This window comes from Micromonospora sp. NPDC002717 (genome assembly GCF_040295705.1).
GTDB lineage: Bacteria > Actinomycetota > Actinomycetes > Mycobacteriales > Micromonosporaceae > Micromonospora.
The window spans coordinates 13,476-31,112 of sequence record NZ_JBEOVW010000011.1 but is presented as its reverse complement, the minus strand read 5'-3'; the positions used below and the strand labels follow the sequence as shown (position 1 = coordinate 31,112).

Genomic DNA, 17,637 nt, shown 5'->3' with positions numbered 1-17,637 from the left:
GGCCGTACCCTCTTGCGGTTGGCCTGGCGTGGTTCGCGCGGTTCGCGCCGCCCGCCGCCGACGTCAGGAGGAGCGACCGTTGACCGACCAGACCACCCTGGCGCAGGAGACCGCCGTCGAGCAGCGGCACCTCGACCGGGTGTACGCCCGACTGGCCGAGCTGCGCCGGTCGGCGGTCCGCGCCGAGAAGGAGGGCTACCGACTCGCCCGGGTCGGCAACTTCGGGGCGCTGGTCGAGCGGGACGCGATGGTGTTCCACGCCGCGCAGCGGCGGCACGTGCTGGACGCCGAGCACGAGGGGCTGGTCTTCGGCCGGCTGGACCTGCGCGACCGGCAGGTGCTGCACGTCGGGCGGCTCGGCATCCGGGACGAGGACGCGACCACCCTGGTGGTCGACTGGCGGGCCCCGGCCGCCGCCGCCTTCTACCAGGCCACCCCGGCGGAGCCGCTGGGCGTGGTGCGGCGGCGCATGATCCAGTCCTCCGGTGAGCGGGTCACCCGGATCGAGGACGACCTGCTCGATCCCGCCGCCGCGCCCGCCGACATGGCGGTGGTCGGCGACGGCGCGCTGCTCGCCACGCTGTCGAAGGCCACCGGCCGGGGCATGCGGGACATCGTCGCCACCATCCAGCGGGAGCAGGACGAGGCCATCCGCTCCCCCGGTTCCGGGGTGACGATCGTCTCCGGCGGCCCGGGCACCGGCAAGACGGCGGTCGCCCTGCACCGGGCCGCGTACCTGCTCTACTCCGACCGCAGCCGGTACGCCGGCGGCGGCATCCTGGTGGTCGGCCCGTCCTCGGTCTTCGTCGAGTACATCGCATCGGTGCTGCCCTCGCTCGGCGAGGACACCGCCACACTGCACTCGCTGGGCACCCTGTTCCCGGGCATGAGCGCCACCCGCACCGACCCGCCCGCCGTGGCGGCGGTCAAGGGCTCGCTGCGGATGCGCCGGGTGCTGGAACGGGCGGCCCGGGACGCGGTCCCGGACGGTCCGGCCGAGCTGCGCCTGCTCTACCGGGGCGAGCTGCTCCGGCTGGACCGCCGCGAGCTGGACGCCATCCGGGAGCGGGCGATGCCCCGGGGCGCCCGCCGCAACGAGGTGCGCCGCGCCGGCTTCGACGGCGTCTTCGCCGCGCTCTGGGCGCAGGCCCGTCGGCTGGGCATCGGCCGGCTGCCCGAGCAGCGCGCGTTCGAGGACGAGATCGCCGAGCGGCCGGAGTTCCGGGAGTTCCTCAAGGCGTGGTGGCCCCGGCTGCACCCCCGGCACGTGCTGGGCTGGCTGGCCCGCCCCGACCGGCTGCGCCGGTACGCCGGCGGGATCCTCTCCGGCGCCGAGATCCGGCTGCTGACCGACGCGTACCGGAGCCTGGACCGCGCCGGGCTGACGATCGCCGACATCGCGCTGCTGGACGAGCTGGACGCGCTGCTCGGCAAGCCGATGAAGCCGGCCCGGCCGAAGCGGGACCCGTTCCAGCTGGCCGGCGGGGTCCGCGAGCTGAGCACGTTCGCCGACCGGCAGCGCGCGGCCCGCGAGGCGGCGCGGCAGCGCCCGGAGGACTACCGGGAGTACGCGCACGTCGTGGTCGACGAGTCGCAGGACGTCTCGCCGATGCAGTGGCGCATGATCGGCCGGCGCGGACGGCTGGCCTCGTGGACGGTGGTGGGCGACCCGGCGCAGACGGCGTGGACCGGCGACCCGGAGGAGCTGGCCCGCGCCCGGGACCAGGCGCTGGGCCGGCGCAAGAGGCACCACTTCACCCTGACCACGAACTACCGCAACTCGGCGGAGATCTTCGCGGTGGCGGCGGCCGAGATCCGCCGGCTGCACCCGGACCTCCCGCTGCCCAGGGCGGTGCGCTCCACCGGCGTCGACCCGGTCGAGCTGGTGGTGCTGCCGGCGGAGCTGGAGACCGCCGTGGCGACGGCGGCCACGGCGTTGCTGGCCGAGGTGGAGGGCACCGTGGGCGTGATCACCCCGGTGCCCCGCCGGGACGAGGTGGCCGGGTGGCTGGGCGGGCTTGACGCGCCGCGCCTGCAGGTGGTGACCAGCCTGGAGGCCAAGGGCATGGAGTACGACGGCGTGGTCCTGGTCGCCCCGGGCGAGATCCGGGCCGACCCGGGTTCGGGCGTACGGACGCTCTACGTCGCGCTGTCGCGGGCCACCCAGCGGCTGACCACCGTCGACCCGACCGGCTGAGTCGTCCCGACCGGCTGAGTCGTCCCGACCGCCGCCGGGCAATCACTTGCACATATTGCGATGTGAGCATAGATTGAACCGGGTCCTGACGGGTGACGGAAGGTGGGCGCGTGGGTGCAGGTCATGACCACCACCACGGGTCGGTCGCGAATGCCGCGCACCGCCACCGGGGCCGCCTCTGGGCGGCGTTCGCGCTGCTCGGCGCCCTGATGGTGGTGGAGGCGGTGGCCGCCTTCCGCACCGGCTCGCTGGCTCTGCTGAGCGACGCCGGGCACATGTTCACCGACGTGCTCGGCATCGGCATGGCGCTCGCGGCGATCACCGCGACCCGGCGCGCCGGCGCGGACCCGCAGCGCACCTTCGGCCTCTACCGGCTGGAGGTGCTGGCCGCCCTGGCCAACGCCGTGCTGCTCTCCGGCGTCGCGGTCTACGTGGTCGTCGAGGCCGCACGCCGGTTCGGCGACCCGCCGGAGGTGCTCGCCGGCCCGATGCTCGCGGTCGCCGTGCTCGGCCTGCTCGCCAACGTGGCCGCCTTCGCCCTGCTGCGGTCCGGGGCGAAGGAGAGCATCAACATGCAGGGCGCGTACCTGGAGGTGCTGGGCGACCTGCTGGGCTCACTCGGCGTGATCGGCGCGGCCCTGCTGATCGCCGTCACCGACTGGTGGTGGGCGGACCCGCTGGTCGCGGTGGCGATCGGGATGTTCATCCTGCCCCGCACCTGGCGGCTCGGGCGCGCCGCGCTGCGCATCCTGGTGCAGGCCGCGCCGGAGCACCTCGAGGTCACCAGGGTGCACGACCGGCTGGCCGCCGTGCCCGGCGTGGCCGAGGTGCACGACCTGCACGTCTGGACGCTGACCTCCGGGATGGAGGTGGCCTCGGCGCACCTGACGATGGAGCCGGGCGCGGAGGTCGGCGCGGTGCTCACCGCGGCCCGGACGGCCCTGCACGAGGACTTCCAGATCGAGCACGCGACGTTGCAGATCGAGCCGGGGGCGTCTCCCGGGGCCTGCGGGTCGGTTGAGTGGTAATGAGCACAGCCTTAAATCTGGGAGAGTATTGTTGACTTATGTCGGATTTGACGGTAAGCGGACAGGCACCCTCAGTCACCTGCGCTGCACCAGTCACACCGACACCGGTAGGCTCGGCTCCGGCCTCCGCCAGGCGGCACCCACCGGTGCCGGCGGTGGCCGCCGCCTAATCGCCCGGCGGGGCGAACCGGGGAACCATGTTCGTGGGGTGCATCCGCGTCAGCGGTAGGGATCTTCCGTCCCGAACCCGTCAGCTAACCCGGTCGGCGGCTGACGGAAGGACACGTGTATGCCAGTGATGGCACCTGTACGACGACGCGCCGCCCGGTTGGCGGCCCTGATCGCCGCGACGCTCGCCCTCGGCGCCGCGGTCACCCCGGTCACCACCGCCCCCGCGGCGGCCGCCTCCCGGGCCGGCCTGCTCGCCGCAGCCCCCGGCCAGGACCAGGAGGGCGGCACGCCCGCCCTGCGGGCCCAGCTCGAAGCCGCCAGCAAGGGCTACCTGGACGCCAAGCGGGCGCTGGACACGTCGGTCAAGCGGCAGCAGCAGCTCGCCGCGCAGCTCAAGACGACCGAGAGCGAGCTGACCGAGCGGAACAGCAAGGTCGGCGAGATCGCCGGAGTGGCCTACCGGACCGGCCGGCTGGGGGTGGTTTCCGCCCTGCTCAACAGCAGCTCGCCGGACGGCTTCATGGACCGGGCCGCCGCTCTCGACGCGGTGGCCGCCAACGAGGACCGGGCGCTCCGCGAGCTCCAGGAGACCCGCGACCAGGCCACCCGCACCAAGCTCGCCCTGGACGGCGAGATCCGGGAGCAGCGCAAGCAGGTCACGGTGATGGCCAAGCGCAAGGAGCAGGCGGAGCGGGCGCTGACGGTCGCCAACCGGTCGCAGGCAAGTGGCGGCGGGCCGGGCGGCAGCTCCACCGCGACGGCGAAGCCGGCGCCACGCAACTCCGACGGGTCCTGGCCGTCCGAGTCGTGCAGCGTCAACGACCCCACCCCCGCCAACGGCTGCATCACCCCGCGCACCCTGCACGCGCTGAACCAGGCCAAGGCGGCCGGCTTCACCCGCTACGTCTCCTGCTACCGCCCCGGCGGCTCCGGCGAGCACCCCAAGGGCCGGGCCTGCGACTTCGCGGCACAGAAGAGCGGGTTCGGCGGCGACGCCACCGGCGGCGACAGGACGTACGGCAACAACCTGGCGGCGTACTTCGTCAAGAACGCCGACCGGCTCGCCGTGCTCTACGTGATCTGGTACAGGCAGATCTGGCTGCCCAGCAGCGGCTGGAAGTCGTACAGCGGGGCCAACGGCGACCCGTCCAGCGACCACACCAACCACGTGCACCTGTCGGTCTACTGACGTTCGGCCCCGGTGACCCGCGGGCGGGTCACCGGGGCCGACCGCTCCCACCGCCACCTCCCCGGCCGACGGCCGGGGATTTCGCCGTGTCGGTGCCCGGCTCAGCCGGGCGGTGACTCCGGCGGGTGCCCACCGAGGGCGACGCCGAGCCGGGCCGCCAGCCCGAGGTGGGCGGCGCGCGCCTGGCGGAAGGCGTAGCCGAAGAGCGGGACCGGCGCGGCGAGGGTGATCTCGACGTCGATCCGGACCACGCCGTCCGGCTCGGCCCGCAGTCGGGTCCGGTTGCGCACCGTGGTGGCCGGCCACTGCCGGGCCACGGTGACGATCTCGTCCGGCCCGTCGACCAGGACGTCGGCCCGGTAGGTGACCGGCAGGCGCAGCGGCCCGACGGCCAGCCGGTCGGTGATGAGGTAGCTGGCCCGCGCGCCGCGACGGGGTGACACCCGGCGGACCCGGGCGATCAGCGGGTGCAGGTCCTGCTGCCGGGCCGGGTCCGCGAGCAACCCCGCGGCGTCGGCGAGCGAGCAGCGCGCCTGGACGGTGTAGCTGAAGGAATCCCGTCTGAGCACGCCGTCTCCCCACCGTCGCCGTCGCCCGATCGTCGCGCACCGGCGGCGCGCTGGCAACGGTGTGCCGCTCCGCGCGCGCGGATGCCGGCCGTCGACCCGCCCGCCGGCTACCGTCGGTCGTTGACAGGTGCAGCCGGGCAGCGGCCTGGCCCTGCTGGCCGACGGCTACGCCTCCGTGACGGCGATCCGCGTGGTCACCGAGTCGTCCGACATCGACCTGTCGGGCCTCGGCGACGACTGACGCCAACGGGTCACCGGCGGGACCCTGCCGGCGGGTCAGGCGCCGGGGAGGACCTCGGGGGCGGGCGCGCCGGCGTAGTAGGGCTCGGGGGCGCCGAAGAGGCCGAGCAGGCCGGTCACCCAGAGCTGCCGGTGCACGAACCGGCTCGGCTCGGTGACGACGAGCTTGACGCCGCTCACCTCGGCGGTCTGGAAGCCGGCGACCATCGCGCTGATACCGACGGAGTCGATGAAGGTGACGAGCCTCATGTTGAGCTCGATCCGGCTGGGGTGCCCCTTGGCCAGGACCTCGGCGATCGCCTCGCGCACCTCGTATGCGGTGTCGACGTCGATCTCGCCCCGGGGGGCGATCTCGATGACACCACCGGGCATAACCGACTTCACGATCGACAGGCTCACGCGAGCACCTCCACTCGCCCGTCCGACGGGCGCCTCATCAGTACGCGGGCCGCGACCGAGAGTATTCCTCCGACGGCCTCGGTCGCCACCCCTCGGGATGAGCAATTCGCGGATGAGGGCGCACCAAGTCGCCCTTATCCGGACTTTTTACTTCTTGTTTACCCAACGATCAGCTGCCGCTGACGCGTCGCCGCCCCAGGGTAGCCGTCTCCCGCCGGCACCGCCCGGCACCCGAACTTCCTGGCGTGGCCGGCCCCCGCTTCCGCCCCCGGGTTGCCCGTCCTACCTAGGATCGGCCCGGAGAGCGGGCGCCACGACGGAAGGACGATCGATGATCAGGAGACTCGCCGCGCTGGCCGGTGTCGGCGCGTTGCTGGCCCTCGTGCTGGCCTGCGGCTTCGGCGGCGGCGACGATGACGACGACGATGACGACGACTTCGCGCGCGGCGTGACCGCGGTGGTCACGCTCCGCTGACCACGGCGAGGGCCACCGCCCGGTGACCGGGCTCGCCCCGCGTCCCCGCGGGTTTGCCGAGGCGCCCGGTTGGGCACAGGCGGAACGAGCGAACCATGACGCGCCGGTGAGACGTCGAAGTCCGAAGTGGCCGCCGGCTTCGGCCCGAGGAGGTAACCACCATGTTCGGTACCAATCTGCTGGATCGCCGCAGCAAGCCCGAGCGGATCGCGGACCAGGCGTGGCAGAACCTGGTCTCGGCGGTCAGCTCCGCGGGTGACAGCGTCCGCGACACCGCCCGGTCGGCCCGCCGCGGCGGTTCCGGCCTCGCCGACGAGGCCGGCGACCTGGTGGGCTCCGCGGCGGACGAGGCGCGCCGCCGGGCCACCCTGGCCTTCGACGCGCTCGCCGGCCGCCGCCCCGCGCTGCCCTGGACGCTGCTGATCGGCGCCGCGCTGGTCGGCGCGGCGATCGGCTGGGCGGCCGGCACCGCCGCGCGGGCCGCCGGCAGCCGGGACGACCGGGCGGCGGACGACATCGAGTTCGTCGACGTGGACCGTCCCAACTCCCCCGTCGGCCTCGACGGCTGACTCACCCCGGCCCACGGCACACCACGGGCCCCGGTCGACCCTGAGGGTCGGCCGGGGCCCGCGCCGTACCTCCCGCAGGGCACAGCCACCCGGGTCGGGTGAGGGCCGCTCACCCCCGCCCGCGCCAGGATCGGTCCCGGCAGACCCGTGTGCACAGGCAGCTATCCCGTGAGGAGTGACAGGTGGCCATCGAGACGATCACCCGTACCGACCAGGACATCCAGTCCGCCGTCCTCGACGAGCTGACCTGGGAACCCCGGGTGCGACCGCACGAGATCGGCGTGACCGTCTCCGAGGGCGTGGTCACGCTGACCGGTCGGGTCGACAGCTACGCCAAGAAGTGGGCCGCCGAACGGGCGGCGCACCGGGTCGCCCGCGTCCGGGCGGTCGCCAACGACCTGGCGGTACGCATCGGCACCGGCGCCGAACGCGCCGACCCGGACATCGCCGCGGCGGCGGGGCACGCACTGGAGTGGGACGCCTTCGTCCCGCTGGAGCAGCTCGACGTGACGGTCGCGCAGGGCTGGGTGACGCTGCACGGCGAGGTGGACTGGGAGTACCAGCGCCGCGCCGCCGAACGGGCGGTGGCCCGGCTGACCGGCGTACGCGGGGTCAGCAACGGCATCACCGTCCGCCCCGAAACCCGGCCAGACGGGCACGCCCTGGCCGCCCGGATCGTCGACGCGCTGGCCCGCAACCGGGCCACCGAGGCGGAACGGATCACCGTCCGGGTGCACGGCGACACGGTGGTGCTCGGCGGGCTGGTCCACTCGATGCCGGAGCGGGCGGAGGTGGAACGCACCGCCTGGTGTGCCCCGGGCATCCGCGAGGTGCAGAACCACATCGCGGTCGCCCCCGTGCTGGCCTGAGCCGCCGTGCCCCGGTCGGCCTCCGACTCCGGCGGCGAGGGCCGGCGGACGTGGCCCGACGGGCACGCGGGTGGAACCACCCGGGCGGGGTGAGCCGCCCTCACCCCGCTCCGGGCCAGCCTGGGAGACATGACTGATCCGAAGGGGTCGACCCGAGCCGGGCGCGCCACGCCCGGATCCCGCACGCCGGCCACCCGGCCCGGCTCCGCACGCCTCCGGCGGGCGGACGACGGCCGGCCGCTCGCGCCGGAGCGCCTCGGCACGGATCGGCGGGTGACGACCGGATGACCACGCCACTGCAGGTCACCGCCCGCCTGCGGACCCCGGTGACCGAGCACGACCACGTCCGCGGACCGATGGACGCGCCGGTGACGATCGTCGAGTACGGCGACTTCCAGTGCCGGTTCTGCGGGGCCGCGTACCAGAACCTGCGGGAGGTGCTGCGGCAGCGGGCCGAGACGGTACGGCTGGCGTACCGGCACTTCCCGATCACCAACATGCACCCGTACGCCGAGCACGCCGCCGAGGCCAGCGAGGCGGCCGGGCGGCGGGGACGGTTCTGGGCGATGCACGACTGGCTCTACGAGCACCAGGACCAGCTCGACCCGGTACACCTCTCGCTCGGCGTCGCGCAGCTCGGCCTGCCCGCCGACGAGGTCAACGCGGAGGTGGAGCGGCAGGCGCACGGCGACCGGGTACGGCGGGACTTCGTCGGCGGCATCCGCAGCGGCGTCGAGGCCAGCCCGACCCTGTTCGTCAACGGGGTCCGCCACGACGCCGGCTACGACCTCGCGGACCTCCTGGCCGCAGTCGACGCCGCCGCCACCCCCTGACCCACCCACCGCGGTCAGATCAGGTGGAGGTCGCGGGCACGGCGGACGGCTTCGCGGCGGCGGGTGGCATCGAGCTTGCGGTAGATGTTGCGCACGTGGGTCTTGACCGTGTTGACCGACAGGGACAACTCGGCGGCGATCTCCACGTTGGACAGGATGCTCTGCAGATAGCGCAGGATGGTCAGCTCCCGCTCGGTCAGCGGCTCGTCCAGCGCCGCCGCGCGCTGGTCCGCCGAAGCCCGGTCGGCCGGCGTGTCGACGCCCCGGACCAGGTCGCTGACGGTCGGCCAGTGGGCGGTGCCCGCGTCGAGGTGGGCGGCGAGCAGGTCCCGGACCCCGGGTTCGGCGCGGGTGAACACCCGCCGGAACCCCTCCGGGCCGGCCAGGTCGAGGGCCCGCTCCAGCACCCGTCCGGCCCGCCGGTCGTCGCCCGCCCGCCGCGCCAGCACCGCGTCCAGCAGCGCCGCGTCCAGGCGTACGGGCAGCGGCCAGTCGGCCGATCCGGGCGCCTCCCAGTCTGGCAGCGCGTACCCGGCGGCGCGCGGGTCGCCGGCGCGCAGCTCCACCCGGGCCAGCGCGATCGCGAGCGGCGGGTCGGCCCCGTCCCGTACCCGGTCGGCGAGCAGGCGCCGGGCCGCGTCCAGGTCGCCCCGGGCCCCGCGCAGGTCCGCCTCGGCGGCCAGCAGCCAGGACGCCAGTTCGGCGGCCCGCGGCCGGTCGGCCAGCCCCTCCCGGGCCTCGGCCAGCGCCCGGTGCGCACCGGGCAGGTCGCCGGCGTCCCGCAGCAGGCCCGCCCGGCACAGCGCCGCCGTCGCCGCCACGGTCGGCTCGCCCGTGGCCGGCGTGGCCAGCGCCAGGTGCGCCTCCGCCTCCTCGGGTTGGTCGCGGTGCAGCGCGACCAGAGCCAGCGCCAGGTACCCGTGCGCGCAGTCCTCCCGGCACGACCAGCCCTGGCACGGCGGCATGGCCAGGGCGTCCCGGGCCAGCGACTCGGCGGTCCGCAGCTCGCCCCGCACGGCGTGCAGGAGCGCCGCCCGGCTGGCGCACACCAGCTCGGTACGCGGTCGCCCCGCGTCCCGGGCCGCCGCCAGCGCCCGGGCGAAGGCGGGCCCGGCGGCGGCCAGGTCGCCGTCGGCGAGGTCGGCCAGCCCGAGCGCGGTGCCGGCGACCGCACGCACGTCGGCGTCCTCGGCGGCGTCGCCGCGCGGCTCGACCGGCAGTCCGGTCGCCGGTGGCGAGATCGGAACCGTCGAGTCCGGCGCGGGGCGGCCGGCGAGCAGCCGGCCGGCGGCGGCGCGTACCGCACCGGGGTCGCCGGCCAGCCGGGCCAGGGTGACCTCCAGCGCGGCGACCAGCCGACGGAACCGGTCCCGGCGCGGTGCCGGCAGCGACCGGGCGGCGTCCACGCCGGCGCGCAGGTGCCCGGTGGCCGCGGTCGCGTCCCCGGCACCGGCGCGCTCGGCGGCGCAGGCGAGCGCCAGCTCCGGGTCGCGTCGCACGGCCTCCGGCGGCGGGGGCGCGGGCGCCGCGCCCCCGGGCTCGTCCCGGTCGTACGGGACCAGCTCCGGCCAGCGGGTGACGAACAGCTCGGTGGCCTGGTCCCAGTCCCCGCCGGCCAGCGCGTGCCGCAGCCCGTCGACGGGCCGCCCGTTGTCGGCGTACCAGCCGGCCGCCCGCAGGTGCAGGTCGCGCAGCACGTCGGCGGGCAGCCGGCCCAGCTCGGCCCGCAGCACGTCGGCCAGCAGCGGGTGGCAGCGGTACCAGGGCGGGCGGCCGTCGTCGCGCCGGAGCAGCCCGCCGTCGCCCGCCAGGCTCGCCAGCGCCTGCTCGCCGTCGGCCCGCCCGGTCAGCGCGTCGACGAGCCCGGCGCAGACCGCGTCGGCCATGGCGGAACGCCGCAGCACGTCCCGGGCCTCCGGGGCCAGCCCGGCCAGCACCTCCTCGCGCAGGTAGCCGGCGACATCCGGCTGGTCGCCACCGAACTGCTCGGCCCAGCGGGCCGGGTCGGGCTGCCCGCGCAGCGCCAGCGACGCGAACCGCAGCGCCGCCGGCCAGCCGCCGGTCCGCTCCCGCAGCCGGCGCACCCCGGCCACCGGCAGCGTCACCCCGTGCGCGGTCAGCAGGTCGGCGACCTCGTCGCCGGTGAAGGCCAGCTCCTCCGGGCCGATCTCGGTCAGCTCCCCGGCCAGCCGCAGCCGGTGCACGGCCAGCGGCAGCCCGCCACGCGCGCCGACCACCAGCCGCAGCCGCTGCTCGGCGTGGCGCAGCAGGAAGTCCAGCCCGGTCAGCGCCGCCGGGTCGGTGATCCGGTGCAGGTCGTCCAGGACCAGCAGCACCGGCCGTTCCCGGGCGGCGAGGGCCGCAGCCAGCAGCTCCAACTGGTCGGGGCGGGGCGATCGGTCGGGCACGGGCGGGCCCGGCGCGTCGTCGGCGGGATCGGCGGCCGAGCGCAGCGCCGCCGCCAGGTAGGACCAGAGCCGGTCCCCGTCGTCGCCGGCCTCCACCGACACCCACGCCGGCAACGGCCGGGCGGGCCCTGCCGGGGCGTCCGCCGCCGCGCCGAGGTCGCCGGGGCTCGCGCCGGCCGCCGCCGTGTCCCGGGCGCCCTCGGCCGCGGCCGTCACCGGCCCCTCCCCCGTCCGGCCCGGGTGGCTCCCGGCCTCCCGCGCGGCCCGGAACCAGGAGGCGAGCAGCGTCGTCTTGCCCCACCCCGCCGGGGCGCAGACCAGGGTGACCGGGCCGGCCGTCCCCGCGTCCAGCGCCCGCAGCAGCCGGGGCCGCAACAGCAGCGGCTCCGGCGGCGCGGCGGGGCTCAGCCGGGACGCCAGCAGCGGCGCCCCCGCCGGCCCGCCCGCGACCGCGACGACCCCCGTGTCCCGTACGTGCTCCGGCATCCGGCCCCACCCCCACGGACGCGTCCACTCCCCAGGCCATGCGGCGGGCGGTTACCCGGCCGGGCCCGGTTCACCCCTTCGGGGGGAGCCTGCGTCACCCGGGCCGCGGCGACCCTGGTGGCACGCGGGCGACCGGCCGCGCCGGCGGCGCGCGACGGGGCCGGTGGGGCGAAGGACACCGAGGTGGGCGCGCGGGGACGGAGGGGCCGGTGGGACGCATCGCGGGGATGGCCGGGGCCGGGCTCGCCCTCGCCACGACGGCCGGGGCGGCGGCGCTGCTGACGCTGGCCGTATGCCGGCGGGGATGGGCCTGGCCCCGGGCGGCCGGGGCCGACCCGCGGCCCGCGCGCTGGCAGGTGGTGACCGTCGACCGCGCGCCCGGTGAGGTGCTGCCCGGCGGGCGCTGGCCGGAGCCCCTGCGCCGGCTCGGCGGCGCGGTGCAGGTGGAGCTGCGCCCGGCGCCCGGCTGCCGGGGCACCGAACTGGCCGCGCGGCCGCTGGCCGGCGCGACCCCCACCGGACTCGCCGCCCACCTCGTCGGCGACGATCCGGGGCTGCTGATCCGCCAGGCGCTGCGGGAGGTCAAGCAGCTCGCCGAGACCGGCGAGGTGCTCCGCGCGGACCGCTCCGCCGTCGACCGCCCGGCGTCGTGGGTGGCAGACTCGGCGGATGCGTGAGCAGCGGGCGTACGACGTCGTCCTGTTCGGGGCCACCGGCTTCACGGGCGGGCTGGCCGCCGAGTACCTCGCCCGCCACGTCCCGCCCGGGTTGCGCTGGGCCCTCGCCGGGCGCAACCCCGGCAAGCTCGCCGCCGTCCGGGACCGGCTGGCCGCGATCGACCCGGCGCTGGCCGGGCTGCCCCTGCTCACCGCGGACGTCACCGATGCCACCTCGCTGCGGGCGGTGGCCGAGAGCGCCCGGGTGGTGGCCACCACCGTCGGCCCGTACGTCCACCACGGGGAGCCGCTCGTCGCCGCCTGCGCCCGCGCCGGCACCGACTACCTGGACATCACCGGCGAACCGGAGTTCGTCGACCTGATGTACGTGCGCCACCACGACGAGGCGGTGCGCACCGGGGCGCGGCTGGTGCACGCCTGCGGCTTCGACTCGGTCCCGCACGACCTGGGCGTCTGGTTCACGCTCAAGCACCTGCCGGCCGGCGTGCCGATCACCGTCGACGGCTTCGTCCGGGCGGGCGGGCGGTTCTCCGCCGGCACGTACCACTCGGCGCTGCTCGCCTTCTCCCGGCGGGCCGAGACGTCCCGGGCGGCGCGCGACCGCCGGCGGGTCGAGCCGCGTCCGACGGGGCGGCGGGCGCGCGCGGCGCCCGGGCGGGTCGCCCGCGACAGGGAGCTGGGCATGTGGACGGTGCCGCTGCCGACCATCGACCCGCAGGTGGTACGCCGTTCCGCCGCCGCCCGCCCCGAGTACGGCCCGGACTTCCGCTACCGGCACTTCGCCGCCGTGAAGCGGCTGCCCACCGTGCTGGTGGGCGCGGTCGGGCTGGGCGGCCTGGTCGGCCTGGTGCAGCTGCCGCCGGCCCGGCGCTGGCTGCTCGGCCGGCTCGCCGCCGGGCAGGGGCCGACGCCGCAGCAGCGGGCGAGATCCTGGTTCCGGGTCCGGTTCGTCGGCACCGGCGGCGGCCGGCGCGTGCTGACCGAGGTGGCCGGCGGGGATCCCGGGTACGACGAGACGGCGAAGATGCTCGCCGAGTCCGCGCTCTGCCTGGCCACCGACGACCTGCCGGCGAACTCGGGCCAGGTCACGCCGGTGACCGCGATGGGCGACGCGCTGCTGGACCGGCTGGTGCGGGCCGGGATGACGTTCCGGGTGCTCGACGAGCCCCGCTGACCCGCGGGCCCCGACCGACCGACCGACGAGACCGGACACGACCGGCGGCCCGGGCGGTCGGTGGCTTGACCCTCGACCAGGTTGAGACGACAGGATCAGCGCCGTGGAGAGCGACCTGCACAGCATCGGCGAGCTGGCCCGGGCCAGCGGGCTGACCGTGAGCGCCCTGCGGTTCTACGACTCGGCCGGGGTGCTGACCCCGGCCCTGGTCGACCCGGTCACCGGCTACCGCTGGTACACCGCCGACCAGGTGGCGCCCGCCCGGCTGGTGGCCGGGCTGCGCAGGGTCGGCATGCCGGTGGCCGAGATCGCCGCCGCGCTGCGGTCCGCGCCCGCCGAGGTGCACCGCCTGCTGGACGCGCACCTGCGCCGCCTGGAGGACGGCCTCGCCGACGCCCGCCGCGAGCTCTCCCGGATCCGTACGCTGATCGATCCCGAGGAGCGCCCGATGACCACCCGCCTCGTCCTGTCCCGGGTCGACCTGGCCGCCGCCGTGGACGCGGTCCGCTTCGCGGTCGGCACCGATCCCGACCTGCCGGTGCTGACCGGCGTGCTGTTCGACGCCGACGGCGACGGCGTACGGCTGGTGGCGACCGACCGGCACCGGATGGCCCTGGCCCGGGTGGCCGGCCGGGTCGACGGGCCGCCGGCGCGGGTGCTCGCCCCCGTCGCCTTCGTCGACGAGGCGCGGGCCCTGCTCGACACGGGCGCGGGGAGCACCCCCGCGGCACACCTGACCGTGGCCGGCGGCACGATCTCGATCTCCGTCGCCGGCCGTACGGTCGACGCCGCCGTCCTGCCGTACGACTTCCCGGACTACGCCCGCCTGCTGCACGCCGCCGCCGGCGACGGGCCGGCGCACCGGCTGACGGTCGACGCCGCCGCCCTGCGGTCGGCCCTGACCAGCGCCGACGCCCCCGTCGTCAGCCGGCGGCACGACGGCACCCCGCTCGCCGTGACCGTGCTCGGGCCGGACGGCCGGGGCGGGGTGCGGCTGCTCGGGGCGGACGAGCTGGCCGGGGAGGAGGACGCGTTCCGGGTCGGCGTCAACGGCGACTACCTGCTCCAGGCCCTCGACGCCGCCGGCCCGGGGCAGTTGCTGCTGGAGTTGGACGGCCCGATCGCGCCGCTGGCCGTCCGCCGCCCCGACGACGCCGACGCCTTCTCCATCCTGATGCCGATCCGGCTCTGACCCCTCCTCGCCGACGGCGGCGGACGGTGTCCGGCCCGGCCCGGGGCGCGACCGGGCCGCGACGGTAGCATCGGTGGGTCCACCTGACGTCCGGACGGAGGCGTACGGAGCAGCATGCTCGACATGGAGTTGATCCGGAAGGATCGCGAGGCGGTGGAGACCGCGCTGGCGAAGCGACTGGATCCCGCCGAGGTCACCCGCGCCCTGGACGAGATCCAGCGGCTCGACCAGGAACGCCGTGCCCTGATCAGTGGGATCGACGCCGAGCGGCAGCGCCGCAAGGCCGAGGCGCGCGCGTACGCGCAGGCGAAGCGGGCCGGCGCCGAGCCGCAGGTGACCGCCCCGGAGGCCGAGCGCAAGCAGCTCGCCGAGCTGGAGAGTCAGCTCGACGAGGTGCAGACGCGGCTGCGCGACCGGATGAGCGAGCTGCCCAACCTCCCGGCCGACGACGTGGTCGGCGGCGGCAAGGAGGCGAACCGGGTCGTCAAGACCTTCGGCGCGCCGCCGGCCATCGAGAAGGTCCGCGACCACGTGGAGCTGAGCCGCGCGCTGGGTCTGGTCGACCACGAGCGTGGCGTGAAGCTCGGCGGCTCCGGCTTCTGGATGTACACGGGCCTGGGCGCCCGGCTGGAGTGGGCGCTGGTCAACTGGTTGATCGAGCGGAACATCGAGGCCGGCTACGAGTTCCTGCTCCCGCCGCACCTGCTGCTGGACACCGCCGGCTTCGCCGCCGGCCAGTTCCCCAAGTTCTACGACGACGTCTACCACCTGGACCGGCAGTCCGCGCCGCGCGGGCAGTTCCTGCTGCCCACGGCGGAGACCGCGATCCTCGGGGCGTTCCAGGACGAGATCCTGGACACCGCGAAGCTGCCGCTGAGGGTGTTCGCCTACACCCCGTGCTACCGGCGCGAGGCGGCCGGCTCGCACTCGGACGAGCGCGGCACGGTGCGGGGCCACCAGTTCAACAAGGTGGAGATCTTCCAGTTCACCCTGCCCGAACAGGCCGACGCCGCGCTGGAGGCGATGGTCGGCCACGCGGAGAGCCTGGTCGAGGCGCTGGGCCTGCACTACCAGCGCACCCTGCTGTCGGCCGGCGACGCCAGCGCCGCGATGAAGAAGACCCTCGACATCGAGGTGTGGATGCCGAGCACGGGCAAGTACAAGGAGGTCTCGTCGGTCTCCTGGGGCGGCGACTACCAGGCCCGCCGGGCGGCCATCCGCTACCGGGAGCCGGGCGGCAAGCAGACCCGCTTCGTGCACACCCTCAACGGGTCGGCGCTGGCCACCAGCCGCCTGTTCCCGGCCATCCTGGAGCAGTTCCAGCAGCCCGACGGCTCGGTGCTGGTGCCCGAGGTGCTCCGCGACCGGTTGGGCACCGACCGCCTCACGCCGGCCCGCTGACCTTCGGCCCTCGCCCCCGCCTCGCGTCTGCCGCCGGCGGGGGCGACTCGGCTGTGGCGAGCCGCGGCGCCGCCCGCACGGACGACGCGGCTGTCCTTCACTTCACCGCAGTGACGCATGTCCATGCGTTGACAGTCACTGGAACACGCTTGTAATCTTTCGGAAACTTTCAGACCGGGCTGCAACTTTCCGGCAGCATCGGGCCCTCCCCCGGCCCGCCGCCGCCCCGCCCCCGCACCCCGTCAGGAGTCCTCCGATGCAGAGACGTCGACGTCTGTCGGCGATCGTCGCCCTCGGCGTGATCGCGGGCCTGATCGTCCCCGCCGCCGCGACGGCGCCCCCGGCCGCCGCGGCCCCGGCCGGCAGCAAGAAGGTCATCGCCAACCTCTTCGAGTGGAACTGGGCCTCGGTGGCGACCGAGTGCGGGACCACCCTCGGCCCCAAGGGCTACGGCTGGGTCCAGGTCTCCCCGCCCCAGGAACACGTCCGAGGCTCGCAGTGGTGGCTGGCCTACCAGCCGGTCAGCTACCGGATCGAGTCCCGCAAGGGCACCCGCGCCCAGTTCAAGTCGATGGTCGACGCCTGCCACGCCGCCGGGGTGAAGGTGATCGTGGACGCGGTGGTCAACCACATGTCCGGGCAGGACAACGGCGGCACCGGGTGGGCCGGCTCGTCGTACGGCCACTACGACTACCCCGGCATCTACCAGACGCAGGACTTCCACCACTGCGGTCGCAACGGCGGCGACGACATCGCCAACTACAACGACCGGTGGGAGGTGCAGAACTGCGAGCTGGTCAACCTCGCCGACCTGAAGACCGAGTCGGACTACGTCCGGACGCGGATCGCCGGCTACCTCAACGACCTGCTCTCGCTCGGCGTCGACGGCTTCCGGATGGACGCCAGCAAGCACATGCCGGCCGCCGACATCGCCGCCATCAAGGGCAAGCTGTCCCGCCCGGCGTACCTGGTGCAGGAGGTCATCCACGGGGCCGGCGAGCCGATCCAGCCGGATGAGTACACCGGCAACGGCGACGTGCACGAGTTCCGCTACGGCAAGGACCTGGCCCGGGTCTTCCGTTCCGAGAAGCTCGCCTACCTTCGCAACTTCGGTGAGGGCTGGGGGCACCTGCCCAGCGGCTCGGCGGCGGTGTTCGTGGACAACCACGACACCCAGCGCGACGTGGGCGGCGTGCTGACCTACCGCGACCGGGGCATCTACGCGCTGGCCAACGCGTTCATGCTCGGCTGGCCGTACGGCTCCCCGACGGTCATGTCGAGCTACACGTTCAGCCAGCGCGACCAGGGCCCGCCCTCGGACGGCTCGGGCCGGACCCTGGACACCACCTGCTACTCCGGCTGGGAGTGCGAGCACCGCTGGCCGGTGATCGCCAACATGGTCGGCTTCCGCAACGCCACCGAGGGCGCCGGCGTCGCCAACTGGTACGACAACGGCAACAACCACATCGCCTTCAGCCGCGCCGGCAAGGGCTATCTGACGGTCAACGACGAGGACCACGCGATCACCGGCCGGTCCTACCACGCCGGGCTGCCGGCCGGCCGCTACTGCGACGTCATCCACGGCACCTTCGCCAACGGCACGTGCAGCGGGCCGGTGATCACTGTGGACGGCAACGGCTGGTTCGCCGCGAACATACCCGCCCACGACGCGGTCGCCATCCACGTCGGCGCCCGGCTCAGCTGACCCGCCACCCCACCGACGGCCCCCGTCCCCGGTCGGCTTTCCGACCAGGGCGGGG

14 protein-coding genes, 1 pseudogene and 1 riboswitch are annotated in these 17,637 nt (G+C 75.4%); of the genes and pseudogenes, 12 read left to right on the top strand and 3 right to left on the bottom strand.

Features of this window, described 5'->3' with window-relative positions; translation table 11 throughout:
• Positions 1–79: 79 nt before the first annotated feature.
• The 3 genes from ABT006_RS18075 (at position 80) to ABT006_RS18065 (ending at position 4,585) form a co-directional block, all read left to right on the top strand.
• Positions 80–2,197, top strand: a complete 2,118-nt coding sequence (locus tag ABT006_RS18075) for a HelD family protein (protein ID WP_350707712.1) — start codon at positions 80–82, stop codon at positions 2,195–2,197.
• Positions 2,198–2,307: 110 nt separating this feature from the next.
• Entirely contained in the window at positions 2,308–3,225 is a 918-nt protein-coding gene (locus ABT006_RS18070) for a cation diffusion facilitator family transporter (protein ID WP_350707710.1), read from the top strand.
• A 153-nt stretch (positions 3,226–3,378) separates the two neighbouring features.
• A riboswitch (cyclic di-AMP (ydaO/yuaA leader) is annotated at positions 3,379–3,510 on the top strand.
• A gap of 13 nt (positions 3,511–3,523) precedes the next feature.
• Positions 3,524–4,585: a coiled-coil domain-containing protein gene (locus ABT006_RS18065; RefSeq protein ID WP_350708017.1), complete on the top strand. Its 1,062-nt coding sequence runs from the start codon at positions 3,524–3,526 to the stop codon at positions 4,583–4,585.
• Positions 4,586–4,686: 101 nt separating this feature from the next.
• On the opposite strand, the gene ABT006_RS18060 is transcribed toward ABT006_RS18065, so the two are convergent.
• Together ABT006_RS18060 and ABT006_RS18055 are read right to left on the bottom strand one after the other, a co-directional pair.
• Positions 4,687–5,154: an SRPBCC family protein gene (locus ABT006_RS18060; protein WP_350707708.1), complete on the bottom strand. Its 468-nt coding sequence runs from the start codon at positions 5,152–5,154 to the stop codon at positions 4,687–4,689.
• 276 nt (positions 5,155–5,430) lie between these two features.
• The gene (locus ABT006_RS18055; RefSeq protein ID WP_350707706.1) at positions 5,431–5,793 is read right to left on the bottom strand and encodes an STAS domain-containing protein; all 363 of its coding nucleotides are present in this window, start codon (positions 5,791–5,793) and stop codon (positions 5,431–5,433) included.
• Positions 5,794–6,124: 331 nt separating this feature from the next.
• Here ABT006_RS18055 and ABT006_RS18050 point away from each other — a divergent pair, with 331 nt between their 5' ends.
• From ABT006_RS18050 to ABT006_RS18035, 4 genes are all read left to right on the top strand, one after another.
• A complete protein-coding gene (locus tag ABT006_RS18050) occupies positions 6,125–6,268 on the top strand; it encodes a hypothetical protein (protein WP_350707704.1) in 144 nt (47 codons plus the stop codon).
• A 161-nt stretch (positions 6,269–6,429) separates the two neighbouring features.
• A complete protein-coding gene (locus ABT006_RS18045; RefSeq protein WP_350707703.1) occupies positions 6,430–6,837 on the top strand; it encodes a hypothetical protein in 408 nt (135 codons plus the stop codon).
• Between the two features lie 182 nt (positions 6,838–7,019).
• Complete coding sequence (locus ABT006_RS18040) at positions 7,020–7,706, top strand: BON domain-containing protein (protein ID WP_350707701.1); 687 nt, start codon at positions 7,020–7,022, stop codon at positions 7,704–7,706.
• Between the two features lie 284 nt (positions 7,707–7,990).
• Positions 7,991–8,539: a DsbA family protein gene (locus tag ABT006_RS18035; protein WP_350707699.1), complete on the top strand. Its 549-nt coding sequence runs from the start codon at positions 7,991–7,993 to the stop codon at positions 8,537–8,539.
• Positions 8,540–8,553: 14 nt separating this feature from the next.
• Here the strand turns inward: ABT006_RS18035 and ABT006_RS18030 are convergent.
• Positions 8,554–11,507 (bottom strand): annotated as a pseudogene (locus ABT006_RS18030) (winged helix-turn-helix domain-containing protein).
• Positions 11,508–11,660: 153 nt separating this feature from the next.
• Between ABT006_RS18030 and ABT006_RS18025 the strand changes: the two are divergent.
• The 5 genes from ABT006_RS18025 to ABT006_RS18005 all read left to right on the top strand — a co-directional run bounded on the left by ABT006_RS18025 (position 11,661) and on the right by ABT006_RS18005 (position 17,582).
• A complete protein-coding gene (locus ABT006_RS18025; RefSeq protein ID WP_350708016.1) occupies positions 11,661–12,110 on the top strand; it encodes a hypothetical protein in 450 nt (149 codons plus the stop codon).
• On the top strand, positions 12,103–13,284 hold the full coding sequence (locus ABT006_RS18020) for a saccharopine dehydrogenase family protein (protein WP_350707698.1): 1,182 nt from the start codon (positions 12,103–12,105) through the stop codon (positions 13,282–13,284). The genes ABT006_RS18025 and ABT006_RS18020 overlap by 8 nt, the downstream gene beginning before the upstream one ends.
• A 115-nt stretch (positions 13,285–13,399) precedes the next feature.
• Entirely contained in the window at positions 13,400–14,476 is a 1,077-nt protein-coding gene (locus ABT006_RS18015) for a DNA polymerase III subunit beta family protein (protein ID WP_350708014.1), read from the top strand.
• Positions 14,477–14,590: 114 nt separating this feature from the next.
• A complete protein-coding gene (gene serS, locus ABT006_RS18010) occupies positions 14,591–15,877 on the top strand; it encodes a serine--tRNA ligase (protein ID WP_350707696.1) in 1,287 nt (428 codons plus the stop codon).
• Positions 15,878–16,133: 256 nt separating this feature from the next.
• Complete coding sequence (locus ABT006_RS18005) at positions 16,134–17,582, top strand: alpha-amylase (RefSeq protein WP_350707695.1); 1,449 nt, start codon at positions 16,134–16,136, stop codon at positions 17,580–17,582.
• The last annotated feature ends 55 nt before the right edge of the window (positions 17,583–17,637 follow it).